This is a genomic window from Flavobacterium sp. PMTSA4, from assembly GCF_032098525.1.
GTDB classification, from domain to species: domain Bacteria; phylum Bacteroidota; class Bacteroidia; order Flavobacteriales; family Flavobacteriaceae; genus Flavobacterium; species Flavobacterium capsici.
In genome coordinates this window covers 1,166,362-1,182,415 of sequence record NZ_CP134890.1, presented here as the reverse complement: position 1 = coordinate 1,182,415, position 16,054 = coordinate 1,166,362, and the positions used below count along the sequence as shown (strand labels likewise).

Genomic DNA, 16,054 nt, shown 5'->3' with positions numbered 1-16,054 from the left:
TTGAAAAAATATACTATTAAAAAATATAAAATTGATGATTTTCAGCTTTGGAATGATTTTGTGAATCAAGCCAAAAACGCTACTTTTTTATTTCATCGAAATTTCATGGAATACCATAATACAAGGTTTAACGACTTTTCTTTGTTGGTTTTTGAGAATGAAAAACTGATGTCAATTCTACCTGCAAATTATGTTGATGATGTTCTTTTTTCTCATCAAGGATTAACATATGGAGGTTTTGTTTTTAATGATAAGATTAAACTTGGTCAGGTTTTAGAAATTGTAAAAGAAGTTTTAAATTTTCTACATGATAATGGCTTCAAAACTTTTAAATTAAAGTTGATGCCTTCTATTTACAACTCCTTTTTTTCAGAAGAAATTGAGTATGCATTGTTTTTAATTGAAGCAAAACTAATTCGTAGAGATTGTTTATCGGTAATTGATTTGAATAAAAAATTTAAAATTTCAAAAACCAGAAAAGAAGCCATTCATCGAGGTAAAAAAAATAATTTAGAGATTAGAGAAGAAGATAATTTTAAGTTGTTTTGGGACGAAATATTAATTCCTAATTTAGATAAAAAGCATAATGCAACTCCAGTTCATTCAGTTGAAGAAATAGAAATATTGCATAAAAGATTTCCAAAAAACATTAGGCATTTTAATGTTTATGACAATGGAAAAATTGTAGCCGGAACCACAATTTTTGTAACAGATAAAGTAGCTCATCCTCAATATATTTCTGGAAACCCACAAAAAAATGAGTTAGGAAGTATTGATTATTTGTATCATTATTTAATAACCGAAGTCTTTAATGATAAAGATTTTTTCGATTTTGGACCTTCACATGAAAATGATGGAAAGCAAATCAACCAAGGAATTTTGTTCTGGAAAGAAAGTTTTGGAGTAAAAACAACCGTTCAGGATTGGTATGAAATATCAGCAAAAAATTATAAAAAACTAGAAAACATTTTAATATGATTAAATTTCTAGATTTACATAAAATCAATTTGCCTTATCATGAAGCTTTTCATCAAAAGATGCAAGAAGTTCTTGATAAAGGTTGGTTTATTTTGGGTGATGAGGTTAAAAAATTTGAGCAAAGTTTCGCTGAGTTTTGCGGTATGAGACATTGTATTGGTGTTGGGAATGGTTTAGATGCTTTGGTTTTAATTTTTAAAGGTTATATAGAACTCGGAGTTTTAAAAAAAGGAGATGAGATAATTGTTCCAGCAAATACATATATAGCTAGTATTATAGCTATTTTGCAAGTTGATTTAGTTCCAGTTCTTGTAGAACCAGATTTAAATTCTTTTAATATTAGTCCTGAGGAAATTGAAAAAAAGGTAACATCAAAAACCAAAGGAATTTTGGTTGTTCATCTTTATGGTCAATTGGCTGATATGGATAGAATAATTGAAATTGGATATAAATATAATTTATTGATTGTTGAAGATGCTGCACAAGCTCATGGATTAGTATTCAAAGGAAGTCATCCGCGTGCATTTAGTTTTTATCCAGGAAAAAATTTAGGTTCACTTGGTGATGCTGGAGCAGTTTTGACTAATGATGATTCATTGTCTAAAATGATTCAATCTTTACGAAATTATGGTTCTGAAAAGAAGTATCATAATGAGTTAGCTGGTATTAATTCTAGATTAGATGAATTGCAAGCGGCATTTTTGAATGTCAAATTACCAAATTTGGAGATTGAAAATAATCGAAGAAGAGAAATAGCTAGACGATATACTAAGGAAATTGTAAATGATAAAATCATTTTACCTTTTTGTGAAAAACTTGAGAATCATGTTTTTCATTTGTATGTTATCAGAACAAAAAATAGAGACGAATTGCAAAATTATTTAAAGTTAAATGATGTAGAAACTTTAATTCATTATCCAATTCCGCCACACAAGCAAAAGGCATTCTCATCTTGGAATTCTAAATCGCTTCCAATTACCGAAAAAATTCATGACGAAGTTTTAAGTTTGCCCATAAGTCCAGTTATGACTGATGATGAAGTTGATAAAGTCATTAGAATAATTAACAACTATTAGAAAGATATGAAGAATTTTTTATTTGTAACACTAAGAATTTGGAAGTACAAATTTCTTTCTAACTGTAAAAAAGTTTTAGGAAATCCTGCTGTTTATCATCCGTTGCTATTAAAAGGAAATGGAAAAATTTCCTTTGGTAAAAATGTTCAAATAGGAGTAATCGATTCTCCAAACTATTATTCGCATTACACTTATTTGGAAGCTCGAAATAATGAAAGCGAAATAAATATTGGGAACAATGTTTCTATAAATAATGCTTTTTCGGCGGTTGCTTTTTCAAAAATAACAATTGAAGATAATGTTTTGATTGGAGTCAATTGCTCTATTATTGATAATGATGGTCATTCACTTCAACCTGATAAAAGAAATGATGACCAACCAAAAACGGCTTCTGTAACAATTGAAGAAAATGTTTTTTTAGGCGATAATGTTACAATTTTAAAAGGTGTAACTATTGGAAAAAATTCAGTTATTGGAAATGGTTCCATAGTTACTAAAAGTATTCCTGATAATTCGATTGCAGCAGGAAATCCAGCACGAGTAATTCGCAATCTTTAAATTGAAAAACGATTAATGGATATATTAATTAAATCCTACAACAGACCATATTATCTAGATAGATGTCTTTTTTCTATTCAAAAACATGTTGTAAATAATGGGAATGTTGTTGTTCTTGATGATGGAACGCCGCAAATCTATTTAGATAAAATTCAAGAAAAATATCCATTTGTTATAATAAAGAAATCTGAGTTTTATAATGAGAAAGTCACATATACTTCGGTAGGAAAGCGACCAGAAAAATATAAAATCCCAATAGAGTTTTGGTTGAATGCAGCAAAAAATGCATCTGAAAACTTTATTCTGATTGAAGATGATACTTGGTTTATTGATGATGTCAATTTGAATGAAATAAACAATGAAATTGCAAATAACAGTGTTGCAATGACAAAATTATATTGGATAGGAAATTCAATTATTAATCAAAACAAAAAAGAGCAGAAATTAAATAACATTGTTTTATTGGAACCAAAATTATTTACAATAGTTCCGTCGATATATAATTTCATTTTTTACAAGTTTGATAAATTTAAAATTCGAAAAACGCTTCGTCTTTTTAAAATCCATACTGATGAAAAACACCTTGCTTACTATACAATTTATGCAGTTGCCGGAATGATTTTCAATAAAGAATACTTTTTAAGCTTATGGAAAAATCATCAAAATAAAGTTGATGAAGGTTTGCAATTGTATAATGCAGTTAAAAAGTTTAAAGATTCAAAGGGGAAATTGAAATTTGCCCGTTGCGAAAAAGAAGTTTTAAAAACAGGTTTTATTTCATCGGCAACCAATGAGCATAAAGAAAAATTTTCAGGCAATGTCGATATGTTTCAGTTCAACAAAATCATGAATGAAGCTTGGTTAAATGATACTTTTGAAGTCATCAAATCTTTGCCGAATGACATTCATTCTGATGAAGTTGTAAAGGTTTTAAATTCTTCAAATCAAAACGCAATTCAAACAGAAAATTGGATAAATTGGAGTAACGATTTTAAAAATTATTACATAAATATAGGTTGTAAAATTGATTGATTTACAGAGTAGAAACCAATGAGTTTAGAAATAAATAAATCTTATCGTTCTATCATGAAAGCTACTGGAGTTTTCGGAATGATGCAAGTTTTTAGAACAATTATCAGCATAATCAGTTCTAAAGTTGTTGCAATTTATATTGGACCAATTGGTATAGGTTTGGTTTCACTTTTAACAAATTCTGTAAATATCATAACTGCCATAACAAATTTTGAATTTCTGACGGTTGCAACTCGTGAAGTAGCTTTAGTTAGCGGTGATGAAGATAAATCTAAGTTATCCAATACAATTTCAATGTTGCAAAAAATGGCAATTATTATTGGAGTTTTAGGTGCGTTAATTTCATTTATTTTTAGTTCCTATTTAAGCGATTTGACTTTTGGAAATAAAGAAAAACAGCATTGGTTTCAACTATTAGCTGTTTATTTTCTGATTGTTAGTTTTACTAATACGAGAATGGCAATTCTACAAGGCGTCAATAAAATAAAAGCTTTAGCGGTTTGCAATATTGTTGCCGCTTTTTTTATTGCTATCGGAACAATAATTATTTATTATTATTTACGGATAGAAGGAATTATTTGGGTTATGATGTACTCAAGTATTGTTCTTTTGTTGGTTACTTTATATTTTACAAGACAATACAGTATTAAAATTTTGCCATTTAATTTTAATGAATTTTATGAAAAATCCAGTCCAATTTTTAAGTTCGGATTTTTTATGTCTATCAATTTAATTTTGGGTCAGATTGCAAATTTTTGTATAAAGTTATATTTAAATGACGATGGAAATTTTACTCAAATTCTAGGTTACTATGAAGTAAGTTCAGTGATTTTAATCAATTATTTAGGACTAATTTTTAATGCTATGGCTTATGATTTTTACCCAAAATTAACAGCTTTAAGTTCTGATAATTCAAAAGTTAAACAAGTAGTAAATCATCAAATTGAGATAGCTTTAATTTTGGTTACGCCAGCTATCATAATGTTGTATATGGTTGCGCCATTAATGATAGAACTATTATATACAAAAGAGTTTTTGAGCGCTTTTTCGATATTAAAATTTGCTTTGTTTTCAATTATTTTAAAAGCGGTAGTTTTCCCAATCGGATATATTATTTTAGTAAAAGGCGATAAAAAGATATTTTTTAAACAAGCTCTTTTTAGTGATATTTTAAACTTTGTTTTATCAATAGTTTTATATAAATATTATGGCTTGCTTGGACTTGGGTTGGCTTACTTTTTCAACTATTTATTCTATTTAATCTACGTTTATCAAATAGTTAAAAAGAACTATGAATTTAGTTTTTCAAACTCTTGTAAAAAATTGATTTTGATGTGTTGTTCTGTTGGTTTTTTAGCGATTGTTTCAGTTTACTTTTTGGATACTTTTTATGCTAATTGTATTATTTCAATTTTAGTAATTATCTCTATCATATTTTCGTGTAAAGAATTAAACCAAAGAATTGATTTTAAAGATATTCTGAATAGAAGAAGAAAAAAATAGAGTTAATTTTTCTCCCAAACTTCAACATATTGATTTGCAATTTTCTCAGCATTGTGAACTTCTTCTATAAAAGTTCTAGCACGTTTACCAATGGCTAAAATTTCTTCAGGATTTTCAATTAAATAAGTTAATTTCTCTACCAAATAATCAATATTTGGTAATGCATTTATGGCAACTTTTTCACTCAATTGATAATGTTTTTCAAAAATTGAACTAGCATTAGTGAAAACCACTTTTCCTTTTGTCATAGCTTCTAAAGCATTGCTTCCTTGATCATGACCATATAATTGATCAAGAACAATATGTGCTTTGTTGTATAACTGAATGTACTTTGAATAAGGAACATTTTCTACAATTGAAATAGATACTTTTTCAGGATATTTTTTAGCAATTATTTTTAATGCTGTTTCAAAATAATTATTTCCTTTTTTAAAATAACTTTCTCTATTAATACCATGAAAAATCTCAATTTTACTGCCAATTTTCATTTCATTTTTTGGAAACTTTTCAAGGTTAATTGGTGCAGGAATCAATCCTAAATATTTTGGATGATTTTCTAACGGAATTTGATAATCAATATCAGTTGCAATTACACCTTTTATATTTTTATAAATGTAATGATGTAGTTTTTCAAATTCTTTAGTTCTGTATTTTAAAACATTAATAAAGTTTTTGTCTTTTATTTTTCCTTTTAAATAGGGTTGAACTATCGAGGGATTTTCAGGATGTTTAAAATTATAATCTACATACATGAAATCGTCACCTGCCGAAAGCAAAAACACTTTTTTATTATTTTGAAAAAGGAAATCTAAAATCTTTTTCTCGAAATGATAATTACAAAAAAAACTATTTTCATTAATAAGTTGAACTATATCAAAATCTTTGAATTGGTTTCTGTTTTTCCAGAATTGTTTATAGATTAAAAAGGAAGAAAAATCAAAACCAGTAAGTTTTAAAACACCAATTTTCATTTTTTTTAATAAACCAGAATCCCATTTTTTTACTAATTGAAAATCTACAGGATAATTTTTAAAACCATCATTGAAGCCAAGAAGCACAACTTCATGTCCTAATTTTTGCAAACCTTCTTTCAAAGAATTGTGCAAACGACTGTATTCTCCAACGAGTAAAATTTTCATTTATAAATTCTAGGTTAGGCAATGATGTAAAATCAACCTTTTCCGTTTAAATATTTTATATTTGACAAATATAAAGCCAAGATAAGCAAAGAATGAATACTAACCATAAAATTGCAATTGTTTCCTCGTCGCTTGGCGTTGGTGGTGCTGAAAAGTTCGCTTCTTTGCTGAGTTTTATGCTCAATTCAATAGGATATGAAATTCACAATATCATTATAAACGATTTTGTAGTTTATGATTACAAAGGAACATTGGTTAATCTTGGAGAAATCTTTTCAGAAAGTAAAGGTGTTTTTAGAAGTTTAAAAAAAGGAAAACATATTGCTAATTATCTAAAAGAGAACAATATTAAAATTGTAATCGATAATCGTTCAAGACCAACAATTTCAAGAGAATTGTTTACCAAATGGGTTTATGGTTCGGCAAATAAGTATTATTTTTTTCATAGTTCCAATTTGGAAATGTATTTAACATCTTCAGTTTTTTGGGCAAAAAAGATTTTTAGTGATGCAACAAAATTGATTTGCGTTTCCAAGAATATTGAAGATGTTTTGAAAGCAAAATATAATTTTAGAAACACTATTACACTTTATAATCCAGTAGTTTTTGAAGATAAAGTTTATGAAAAACCAACTAATTTACCTGAAAAATATTTTCTGTTTTTTGGTAGATTTGAAGAAAATGTGAAGAATTTTAGTTTGATGTTAGAAAGCTTTGCCAAATCGAATTCTTTTCAAAGTGGTTACGATTTAGTTTTAATTGGCGATGGTTCTAGTAAAGATTATATTATTTCAAAAAGTAAAACGTTGCAAATAGAAAATCATGTTCACATTTTGCCTTTTCAAAAAGACATTAAACCTTTTATTCAACATGCTTTTGCAACTCTTTTAACGAGTCATTTTGAAGGATTTCCTATGTCAATTATTGAATCATTGGCTGTTGGAACGCCTGTTGTTTCGGTAGATTGTGAATCTGGACCAAAAGAGATTGTCGTCAATAAAAGTAATGGATTATTAGTCGATAATCACAATGTTGATGCTTTTGGAGAAGCAATAAAATTATTGATTGATGATCAAAATTTGTATCAAAATTGTAAAAATAACGCCAAGAAATCAGTAGAACATTTATCTTTGGAAAACATTACGCAGCAGTGGGAACAATTATTAGAAAACACATGACCACAATTCACGATTCAAATCTCATAGAAATCACAAAAGTAAACGACGTTAGAGGCAATCTTTCTGTAATTGAAAACGATGCCATTCCTTTTGAAATGAAGCGTATTTACTATTTGTATGATATTCCTAGTGGAGCAAAACGCGGTGGACATTCACATATTGACCAACATGAATTTCTAATTGCTTTAAGTGGAAGTTTTGATGTAGTTTTAAAAGACGGAAAAGAACAAAAAACAGTGACTTTAAACAGACCGAATGTTGGGTTACACATCGTAAATGGAATTTGGCGTGAACTGAAAAACTTTTCTTCAGGAGCAGTTTGTTTGGTAGTTGCATCTGATGTTTTCAAAGAAGAAGATTATATACGAAATTTTAAAAAATTCAAATCATCTAAAAACTGATTTGCTTAATCCAATTCCTGCTAAAAATTGTTTCATTCTTATTAAAAAAATTAAGATAGTTTCGGGTAAATTAAGAAGTATTCTTTTTTTAAATTCTAATCCTTTTAAATCAATATTATTTTTTAATTCATTTGCTTTTACATAATTTCCGCAGACTTTGTACTTGATAATACTTGAAAAACGATTTAAATCTTGATAAGATTTTAGTTCAGGCAATTTTTGTTCGTTAGCAGTATGTTTTTCAAAAAAATAATCTTCAAAAATATAATTCATATTCCTAGAAACACTATTATCATCATAAACATAACGCGCTAAAATAGAGTTGATAAAAAGAATTTTGTAGTTTATGCCAATTCGAATCCATAAATCAATGTCTTCTGATATTTTTAGGTTTTCATCAAAGACACCTATTTTATCAAATACATCTTTATGAATACAAACACTAGAAGTCCAAAGTATAGATTCTTTTTTGCTTGCTTTGAAAAAATTTACAATCTCAAATTCTTTTATAATTTTAACTGAATAAAAAGCTGGAAGAATTTTGCTTTTTGTTTCGATTTCTATTGCACAAGCAAATACTTTTTCAGTTTTAAATTGATTTGAATAGAAGTGAAATCTTTCTAAAAAATTAGGAAACCAATAGTCATCAGCATCCAAGAAGCAAATATAATCAGCAGTTGATAATGAAATTCCAAAATTTCTAGACTTAGCAACACCTTGATTTTCGGTTTTATAATATCGAATTCTCTTGTCCTTAAATTGATTTATTTTTTTCTCACTTTCATCAGTTGAACCATCATTGATTATAATAATTTCATATTCTTGAAAGCTTTGTTGAAGTATGCTTTCAATTGTTTTAGAAACAAATTTTTCTTTATTAAAAACAGGAACTATTATTGAAAAATAAGGCATTTTTTTATTTTAAATTCAAATATAATTAAAACACTCTTTTTATTTTTTAAAATAGTACTTTTGTCACTATAAATGTCAAATAAAATTGTACATATAGTAAGTTTCGACAATCCATTTCCACCATTTTATGGAGGAATTATTGAAGTTTATTATAAATTAAAACCTATCCACGAATTAGGGGTTTCAATATATTTTCACTGTTTTGTTGATACTATTCCAAATAAATTTGATGAACTTAAAGATGTAACTTCAAAGGTTTTTTTTTATAAAAAGAATAAGAATCCTTTTTTGTTTTTTTCATACATTCCTTTTTCAGTTTTCACCAGAAATAATAGAGAATTAGTTCAGAATATTGAATCTGCTGATGCACCAATTTTATTTGAGGGTTTAAAAACTACTTATCTAGTTAAAAAAGGTTTTTTTAAAAATAAAATAAAAATTCTTCGATTACATAACATTGAACAGCTTTATTTTAAAGGAATTTCTAAAAGCGAAACCAATTTTATAAAGAAAATTTTATTTTCTTTTGAGGCTTTAAAATTTAAAAAGTATGAAAATGTTATTAATGAGTTTCAAAAAATAATAACTCTTTCTAAAAATGAAGAAACATACATAATAAACAATTTTATCAAACCAAAAACAAATTATATTCCTGTTTTTCACGGTAATAAAATAGTAAAAACTCATAATGGTTTTGGAAAATATGCTGTTTATCATGGTGATTTGCGAATGTCAGATAATAAAAAAGCAGTTATCCAACTAATTGATATTTTTAAAAAAATAAACTATAACTTGGTTATTGCTGCTTCTGAAAACGAAAATTTTGTTCAGAAAAGAATTAAAAACTACAATAATATTTCATTTGTTAAAATAAATGATTTTGAACATTTACAAGATATTTTAGTTGATGCGCACATCAATATCATGATTTCATTTCAACAGTCGGGAACTAAATTAAAATTATTAAATTCGTTGTATAATAGTAGATTTTGCTTGATAAATGAAAATATTTCAGACGATAGTAAATTAACTGATTTATGTGAGTTTGTTTCTTCGAGTGATGATATAATTTCTAAAGTTGAATCATTAATTAATATTCCTTTTTCTGATTTTGAAAAAAGAAAAATGCTTTTAGAATCATATATGAATGACGATGTGAATGCAAAACTTTTGATAAATACAATTTTTGAAAATGATTTATAATCGAAAAATAATAGCTGATTTAATTTTTGAAACTCTTTCCAATAAGAAAACAGAGTTGATAAATAATTTTCAAAATTCTGATGTCACAATTAAATATTTTTATTTAGATGATTTATTGCCAATAGAAATCGCAATCAAAATTCACGAAGTTTTTCCGAGACCAGAAGAAATGATTTTGAAGAAAAACATCCGAGAGCACAAGTATATTGCTGCACAAATGAATAATTACAATCCTTTGTTGGAAGAAGTTATTTATTCGTTTCAAGATTTGAGGATTGTTAATCTTATTGGTGAAATTTGTTCTATTTCTGAGATATTGCCTGATGATAATTTGTATGCTGGCGGAATTTCTATGATGGGGAAAAATCAATATTTGAATCCACATCTTGATAATTCACATGACAAGGACAGGAATTTATGGCGTGTTTTAAATTTACTTTACTATGTGACTCCAGATTGGAAAGAAGAATATGGCGGAAATTTAGAACTTTGGCCAAATGGAATTGAAGAAAAACAAATAACTATTCATAGTAAGTTCAATAGGTTAGCGGTTATGGTTACGCATAACCAATCATTACATTCGGTTTCGCCAGTAGTTTTTGAGGGTTATCGCTGTTGTGTTTCGAATTATTATTTTTCAAGAAATCCTTATCTAGAATCAGATAGATTTCATGTAACATCTTTTCGAGGACGACCAGAAAATAGATTTTCAGATATTATATTAAGAATGGATTCTTTTATTAGAATGAATTTGAGACGAATTTTCAAAAAAGGCGTTAAAGAAAATCCACATGTTTATAAAAAAGAACAGAAGAAAAATTAATTTCTAATTTTTGTGAAATATTTTTTAGCTTGAACTAACACAATAATTGCCATAACAAATTCAAACGGATAACTAAACCTGGAATTGGTTCCATAAGTTACAAGTGCTTGTAAAATTGATGCAGCAAAGATCAATAATGTAATTAAAAATACAGTATCTATTTTTTTTGATTTAAAAAATGAAATCAACTGCATTGGAATTGTTATTAAGAAGAATATTTTAAACAAGCGAAGTGGAAAATGTTCAACATTCCAAAGACAATCGAAAAAGGAATTTGATTTTTTTAAGTAAAAATTTTGTTCATCAATATATAAATTCGTTTTCCAAAAATTCCACCAGGAAACAAAAACTTGCTTTAGATATTCAGTTGGATTAAGTTTAATGGTTGCATTACTGTAATTACTCAATTTGCTGGATAAATCAGGTAGCGAAAGTTTTGTGTGTTTTTCTAATTCAAGATGTGCATCCCAAATAGACATTTCAACACTTTTATTTTGTTGTATATTATAATCTCGATATTTTGCATAAATAGTTCCAATTTCCTTGTATTCTTCTGTTGTGTTTTCTGCAAAAGAAACGCAGTTTTGCGCCATATTGAATCCATACAAAGTAGTTGATGTAAAATAACCTGTGTTTAATTTATTTACATAAGACCAACCTAAAAAAGTCAATAATGGAAATATAAAAATCACTAATTTTCTGCTAATTATTTTTTTCAAATTGAAGTTATTGAACGAATAAGCTACGAAAATCAGAAACGGAAAAAAGATATAAAAAGGTTTAACTAATACTAAAAAACCTAGAAGAAAACTTAAACCTAAATCTTGCTTAGATGATGAATTTTCTAGTTTGTTTTTAATCAGTAAATAAAATAAATAGCTAATTAAAAAATAAGTAAAAGCTTCTGTCAAAATTGAAGTTTCAAAAAAAACAATATGAATTAAACTGCTGAATAAAAAAGTAGTTATGAAAGCAGTTTTTTTGTTCTGCAATAATTCATAAGCAATTTTGAAACATAAAATAGAAGTTATAATTCCCAAAAAGAATTGAAAAATTATGGTCAACTTCAGCCAGTTTCCAGTTAAGAAAATCAATAAAGGATAACCTGGACTTCTAGTTCCACCATAACCATCTAAAGAAAAAGTAGAAATTTTTGAAGCTAATTCAATATAGCCATCAGAATCTGGAAATAACGTTGGAATTTGATAGAAAAATAAAACTAATGAACGTATTATTATTCCATAAATAACAAGAAATGAAATTGGATTTTTTTTGATAAAAGAAATAACTAATTTACTCATCTAAGCATTTTTTTTAAATGAATAATTTAGATTGCTTTAAACCGTTTTTTGTACCACTTCAAAAATAGTACTGTCTTCGCATTTAAGCGTTTTAGTTGGAAATTTCATGATTAAAGCATAATCATGTGTTGACATAATGATGGTTTTTCCTTGTTCATTAATTTTTTTTAAAACTGCCATAACTTCAACACTCGTCTGTGGATCAAGGTTTCCCGTTGGTTCATCGGCTAAAATTAATTCTGGGTCATTTAACAAAGCTCTTGCAATTGCTACACGTTGTTGCTCTCCGCCCGAGAGTTGATGTGGCATTTTATTTGCAAAAGATTGCATTCCAACACTATTCAAAACATTGTCAATTTTATCTTGCATGTCTTTGGCATTTTTCCAACCAGTTGCTTTTAGAACAAATAATAAGTTTTCGTTGATATTTCTATCGGGTAATAATTGAAAATCTTGAAAAACAATTCCAATTTTTCTTCTCAAAAAAGGAATATCTCTTTCTAATAATGTTTTTAAATCATAGCCAACAATGTTTCCTTCACCTTCAGTTAAAGGCAAATCGCCATACAAAGTTTTCATAAAACTACTTTTTCCAGCTCCTGTTTTTCCTATGATGTACAAGAACTCACCTTTGGTTACTTCAAGGTTTATTTTCGACAAAATAACTTTGTGACTTTGATAAATGGTAACATTCTTTAAGGATAAAACTGATTCTGACATTTTTGTAATTTTATGTTGTAAAAGTAATAAATAAAAAGCCCAATTTCCAAACCCAAAAAAGAACTACTTTAGAGTTATTAACCATTTTTAACAAATTGTTTAAAAGAATGTTTATAATAAAATAGTAACCTTTTACGTTATAGTATATAGAGTTCTATTTTTGAAAAAAGTAAATTTTTAAGCAATGCAAAAAAAAGCAGTCCTTTATTTTCTCGTATTTATTTTAGGAATCAGTCAGTTATCGGCTCAACAATCTGAAATTTATACCAATAATTTGAGTGAATTTGATAAAGCTATTGAGTTGTTCAAAAACAAACAGTATCAATCAGCACAAATTATTTTTGAAAAAGTTAAGCAAGAAAACAAAAACATTGATACACAGGCAGATTGTGCTTATTATATCGCAACTTGTGCTATTCGTTTGAATCAGTCGAATGCTGATGAAATGATGGAGAAATTTGTTTCAGATTATCCAACAAGTTCGAAGCAAAATCAAGCTTATAAAGAAGTTGCTCAATTTTATTTTGAGGAAGGAAAATATCCGCAAGCTTTAGAATACTTCGATAAAGTAGATGAAAGTACTTTGACTTATGGTGAACAAGAAAAGTTTAATTTTCAGAAAGGTTATTCTTATTTTACAGCAAAAAACAAAAAAGAAGCAACAAATTATTTTAATAAAGTAGTAAATTCTAAAGAATATGGATCGCAAGCCAAATATTATTTAGGTTTTTTAGCCTACGAAGGCGATAATTATCAGGAAGCGAATAAATATTTCGATCAAGTTTCTGGTGAAGAAAAATACAAAGAGAAATTATCCTATTTCAAGGCAGACATGCATTTTAAATTAGGTGAATTTCAAAAAGCTATTGATGCTGGTTTGGTAGCAATACCAAAATCGAATGCAATGGAGAAATCGGAATTGAATAAAATTATTGGTGAAAGCTATTTTAATTTAAAACAATACGACAAAGCGTTACCTTATTTAAAAGAATACAAAGGCAAAAAAGGAAAATGGAGTAATACTGATTATTATCAATTGGGTTACACTTATTACCAACAAAAAGATTATGAAAATGCTATTTCTCAATTCAATAAAATAATTGATGGTAAAGACTTTGTTGCTCAAAATGGCTATTATCATTTAGGTGAAAGTTATTTGAAAACAGATAAAAAGCAACAAGCCTTAAATGCTTTCAAAAATGCTTCTGAAATGGATTTTGATAAAAAAATTCAAGAAGATGCTAATTTAAATTATGCTAAATTGAGTTACGAAATTGGAAACTCATACCAAAGTGTCCCAGATGTTTTGGCTTCATTTTTAGCAAAATATCCTAATACGCCAAACAAATTAGAAATTGAAACACTTCTAATTAATTCATACATTACTTCTAAAAATTATAAAGATGCATTGGTTCTTTTGGAAAAAAATAAATCAGCGGCAAACAAAGAAGCTTATCAAAAAGTTACTTTTTATCGTGGTTTAGAATTGTATACTGATGGAAACTATAACGAAGCTTTATCAATGTTCAAAAAATCAATTGCTGAACAAAAAGTAGCCAAGTTTACGGCAAGAGCAACGTTTTGGAAAGGTGAAACGGAATATATTTTAGATAATTTCAGCGATGCTTTACTAAGCTTTAAGCAGTTTGAAAATTATTCTGAAGCTAAGAACACACCAGAATACAAAAACATTAATTACAACATCGCTTACGCTTATTTTAAGAAAAAAGAATACGACCAAGCTGCAGATTCATTTCAAAAACAAATAGACTTGGTTAAAGATGATAAGGTTCGTTTGAATGATTCTTATTTGCGTTTAGGCGACAGCCGATTTGTGACTTCAAAGTATTGGCCAGCAATGGATGCTTACAACAAAGCTATTGAAATGAAAGGAATCGATGCTGATTATGCCGCTTTTCAAAAAGCGTTGAGTTATGGTTTTGTTTCTAGAAATGATAGAAAAATTGAAGATTTCAATAAATTTTTGCAAAATTTCAAAACCTCACAATATCGTGATGATGCTTTGTATGAACTAGGAAATACTTATGTTAATGAAGGAAAAACCGATTTGGCTATTAAAACCTACGATCAATTATTAGCAGAATCTAAAAATGGAACGTATTCGGCTAGATCAATGTTGAAGCAAGGTTTGGTGTACTATAATAATCAAAAAGAAGATTTAGCATTAACTAAATTTAAAAAAGTAGCGGCTGATTATCCTAGAAGTCCAGAGGCAATTGAAGCGGTTTCAACTGCACGTTTGATTTATATGGATAAAGGCAGAGTTGATGAATATGCATCATGGGTTAGAACTTTAGATTTTATTGAAGTTTCTGATGCCGATTTAGATAATGATACTTATGAAGCTGCTGAGAAACAATTTTTACAAAACAATACCAAGCAGGCAATCACAAGCTTGAGCAGTTATATTGCCAAGTTTCCAAACGGTTTGCATGCGTTGAAAGCCAACTTCTATTTGGCGCAATCCTACTTTGCAGATGGTTTGCCAACTAACGCTATTTCGGGTTATGAATACGTAATCAGCAAATCACGCAACGAGTTTACCGAGCAATCTTTAGCACGTCTTTGCGAGATTCATTTAAAGAAAGACGATTTTGCAAAAGCTGTTCCTGTGTTGAAACGTTTAGAAGCTGAGGCAGAATTTCCTCAAAATGTAACCTTTGCTCAGGCAAACTTAATGCGTGCTTATTTTGAACAAAAAGATTATCCAAATGCGGTTACTTATGCCGATAAAGTTTTGGCAAATCCAAAAACAGATGATAAAGTAAAAAGCGATGCTCAAATAATCGTGGCGCGTTCGGCTATAAAAGCAAATGATGAAGTAAAAGCCAGAGCTGCCTATGCTAAATTGTTAACCATTGCTAAAGGAGAATTGGCAGCCGAGGCATTATATTATGATGCTTATTTCAAAAACAAAGACGGAAAATTTGAAGATTCAAACAAAGCCGTGCAGAAATTGTCAAAAGACTATTCCGGATACAAGTATTTTGGCTCAAAAGGTTTAATCGTTATGGCAAAAAACTTCTACGGATTGAAGGATAGTTTCAATGCCACTTATATTTTGGATAGCGTTATCAAAAACTTCACTCAGTTTCCTGATGTAGTGGAAGAAGCTACGCAAGAGTTGCAAAAAATAAAAGCGGAAGAATCAAAAACAAATTCATCAATTACTAATTAATTTATCCTTTTTGCCCAAAAAGATTATAAAG

General features: G+C 28.0%; 14 protein-coding genes. 10 read left to right on the top strand and 4 right to left on the bottom strand.

Annotation, left to right across the window (positions count from 1 at the left end; genetic code table 11):
• Genes RN605_RS05450 through RN605_RS05430 form a run of 5 tightly spaced genes read left to right on the top strand, consistent with a single transcriptional unit; the run spans window position 1 to window position 5,147 of the window.
• Complete coding sequence (locus tag RN605_RS05450; RefSeq protein WP_313322918.1) at window positions 1–978, top strand: GNAT family N-acetyltransferase; 978 nt, start codon at window positions 1–3, stop codon at window positions 976–978.
• Entirely contained in the window at window positions 975–2,054 is a 1,080-nt protein-coding gene (locus RN605_RS05445) for a DegT/DnrJ/EryC1/StrS family aminotransferase (protein WP_313322916.1), read from the top strand. Before RN605_RS05450 ends, RN605_RS05445 begins: the two co-directional genes overlap by 4 nt.
• Window positions 2,055–2,060: 6 nt before the next feature.
• Entirely contained in the window at window positions 2,061–2,612 is a 552-nt protein-coding gene (locus RN605_RS05440; protein ID WP_313322914.1) for an acyltransferase, read from the top strand.
• A 15-nt stretch (window positions 2,613–2,627) separates the two neighbouring features.
• Entirely contained in the window at window positions 2,628–3,644 is a 1,017-nt protein-coding gene (locus RN605_RS05435) for a glycosyltransferase family 2 protein (RefSeq protein WP_313322912.1), read from the top strand.
• A gap of 18 nt (window positions 3,645–3,662) precedes the next feature.
• Window positions 3,663–5,147, top strand: coding sequence for an oligosaccharide flippase family protein (locus RN605_RS05430; protein ID WP_313322910.1), 1,485 nt, complete (start codon window positions 3,663–3,665; stop codon window positions 5,145–5,147).
• A gap of 2 nt (window positions 5,148–5,149) precedes the next feature.
• On the opposite strand, the gene RN605_RS05425 is transcribed toward RN605_RS05430, so the two are convergent.
• Window positions 5,150–6,286: a glycosyltransferase gene (locus RN605_RS05425; RefSeq protein ID WP_313322909.1), complete on the bottom strand. Its 1,137-nt coding sequence runs from the start codon at window positions 6,284–6,286 to the stop codon at window positions 5,150–5,152.
• A 92-nt stretch (window positions 6,287–6,378) separates the two neighbouring features.
• Here RN605_RS05425 and RN605_RS05420 point away from each other — a divergent pair, with 92 nt between their 5' ends.
• Window positions 6,379–7,464 (top strand): glycosyltransferase, encoded by a 1,086-nt coding sequence (locus RN605_RS05420; protein ID WP_313322907.1) that lies wholly within the window; start codon window positions 6,379–6,381, stop codon window positions 7,462–7,464.
• Window positions 7,461–7,865, top strand: coding sequence for a sugar 3,4-ketoisomerase (locus tag RN605_RS05415; RefSeq protein ID WP_313322905.1), 405 nt, complete (start codon window positions 7,461–7,463; stop codon window positions 7,863–7,865). The genes RN605_RS05420 and RN605_RS05415 overlap by 4 nt, the downstream gene beginning before the upstream one ends.
• On the opposite strand, the gene RN605_RS05410 is transcribed toward RN605_RS05415, so the two are convergent.
• Complete coding sequence (locus RN605_RS05410; protein WP_313322903.1) at window positions 7,851–8,777, bottom strand: glycosyltransferase family 2 protein; 927 nt, start codon at window positions 8,775–8,777, stop codon at window positions 7,851–7,853. The two genes, RN605_RS05415 and RN605_RS05410, sit on opposite strands and share 15 nt — an antisense overlap.
• Window positions 8,778–8,849: 72 nt before the next feature.
• On the opposite strand from RN605_RS05410, the gene RN605_RS05405 reads away from it, so the two are divergent.
• Together RN605_RS05405 and RN605_RS05400 are read left to right on the top strand one after the other, a co-directional pair.
• The gene (locus RN605_RS05405) at window positions 8,850–9,980 is read left to right on the top strand and encodes a hypothetical protein (RefSeq protein WP_313322901.1); all 1,131 of its coding nucleotides are present in this window, start codon (window positions 8,850–8,852) and stop codon (window positions 9,978–9,980) included.
• Window positions 9,970–10,803, top strand: coding sequence for a 2OG-Fe(II) oxygenase (locus RN605_RS05400; RefSeq protein WP_313322899.1), 834 nt, complete (start codon window positions 9,970–9,972; stop codon window positions 10,801–10,803). The genes RN605_RS05405 and RN605_RS05400 overlap by 11 nt, the downstream gene beginning before the upstream one ends.
• Here the strand turns inward: RN605_RS05400 and RN605_RS05395 are convergent.
• Entirely contained in the window at window positions 10,800–12,104 is a 1,305-nt protein-coding gene (locus RN605_RS05395; RefSeq protein WP_313322897.1) for a hypothetical protein, read from the bottom strand. The two genes, RN605_RS05400 and RN605_RS05395, sit on opposite strands and share 4 nt — an antisense overlap.
• Window positions 12,105–12,140: 36 nt before the next feature.
• Window positions 12,141–12,824 carry a cell division ATP-binding protein FtsE gene (locus RN605_RS05390; protein ID WP_313322895.1) on the bottom strand — a complete coding sequence of 228 codons (684 nt, stop codon included), beginning with the start codon at window positions 12,822–12,824 and terminating at the stop codon, window positions 12,141–12,143.
• Window positions 12,825–13,008: 184 nt separating this feature from the next.
• Between RN605_RS05390 and RN605_RS05385 the strand changes: the two genes are divergently transcribed.
• Complete coding sequence (locus tag RN605_RS05385) at window positions 13,009–16,023, top strand: tetratricopeptide repeat protein (RefSeq protein ID WP_313322893.1); 3,015 nt, start codon at window positions 13,009–13,011, stop codon at window positions 16,021–16,023.
• Window positions 16,024–16,054 lie beyond the last annotated feature (31 nt).

Coding starts and splice junctions, on each gene's coding strand:
- RN605_RS05385 (WP_313322893.1), top strand. CDS start 13,009: ATGCAAAAAAAAGCAGTCCTTTATTTTCTCGTATTTATTTTAGGAATC.
- RN605_RS05425 (WP_313322909.1), bottom strand. CDS start 6,286: ATGAAAATTTTACTCGTTGGAGAATACAGTCGTTTGCACAATTCTTTG.
- RN605_RS05435 (WP_313322912.1), top strand. CDS start 2,628: ATGGATATATTAATTAAATCCTACAACAGACCATATTATCTAGATAGA.
- RN605_RS05415 (WP_313322905.1), top strand. CDS start 7,461: ATGACCACAATTCACGATTCAAATCTCATAGAAATCACAAAAGTAAAC.
- RN605_RS05445 (WP_313322916.1), top strand. CDS start 975: ATGATTAAATTTCTAGATTTACATAAAATCAATTTGCCTTATCATGAA.
- RN605_RS05420 (WP_313322907.1), top strand. CDS start 6,379: ATGAATACTAACCATAAAATTGCAATTGTTTCCTCGTCGCTTGGCGTT.
- RN605_RS05395 (WP_313322897.1), bottom strand. CDS start 12,104: ATGAGTAAATTAGTTATTTCTTTTATCAAAAAAAATCCAATTTCATTT.
- RN605_RS05400 (WP_313322899.1), top strand. CDS start 9,970: ATGATTTATAATCGAAAAATAATAGCTGATTTAATTTTTGAAACTCTT.
- RN605_RS05405 (WP_313322901.1), top strand. CDS start 8,850: ATGTCAAATAAAATTGTACATATAGTAAGTTTCGACAATCCATTTCCA.
- RN605_RS05410 (WP_313322903.1), bottom strand. CDS start 8,777: ATGCCTTATTTTTCAATAATAGTTCCTGTTTTTAATAAAGAAAAATTT.
- RN605_RS05390 (WP_313322895.1), bottom strand. CDS start 12,824: ATGTCAGAATCAGTTTTATCCTTAAAGAATGTTACCATTTATCAAAGT.
- RN605_RS05440 (WP_313322914.1), top strand. CDS start 2,061: ATGAAGAATTTTTTATTTGTAACACTAAGAATTTGGAAGTACAAATTT.
- RN605_RS05430 (WP_313322910.1), top strand. CDS start 3,663: ATGAGTTTAGAAATAAATAAATCTTATCGTTCTATCATGAAAGCTACT.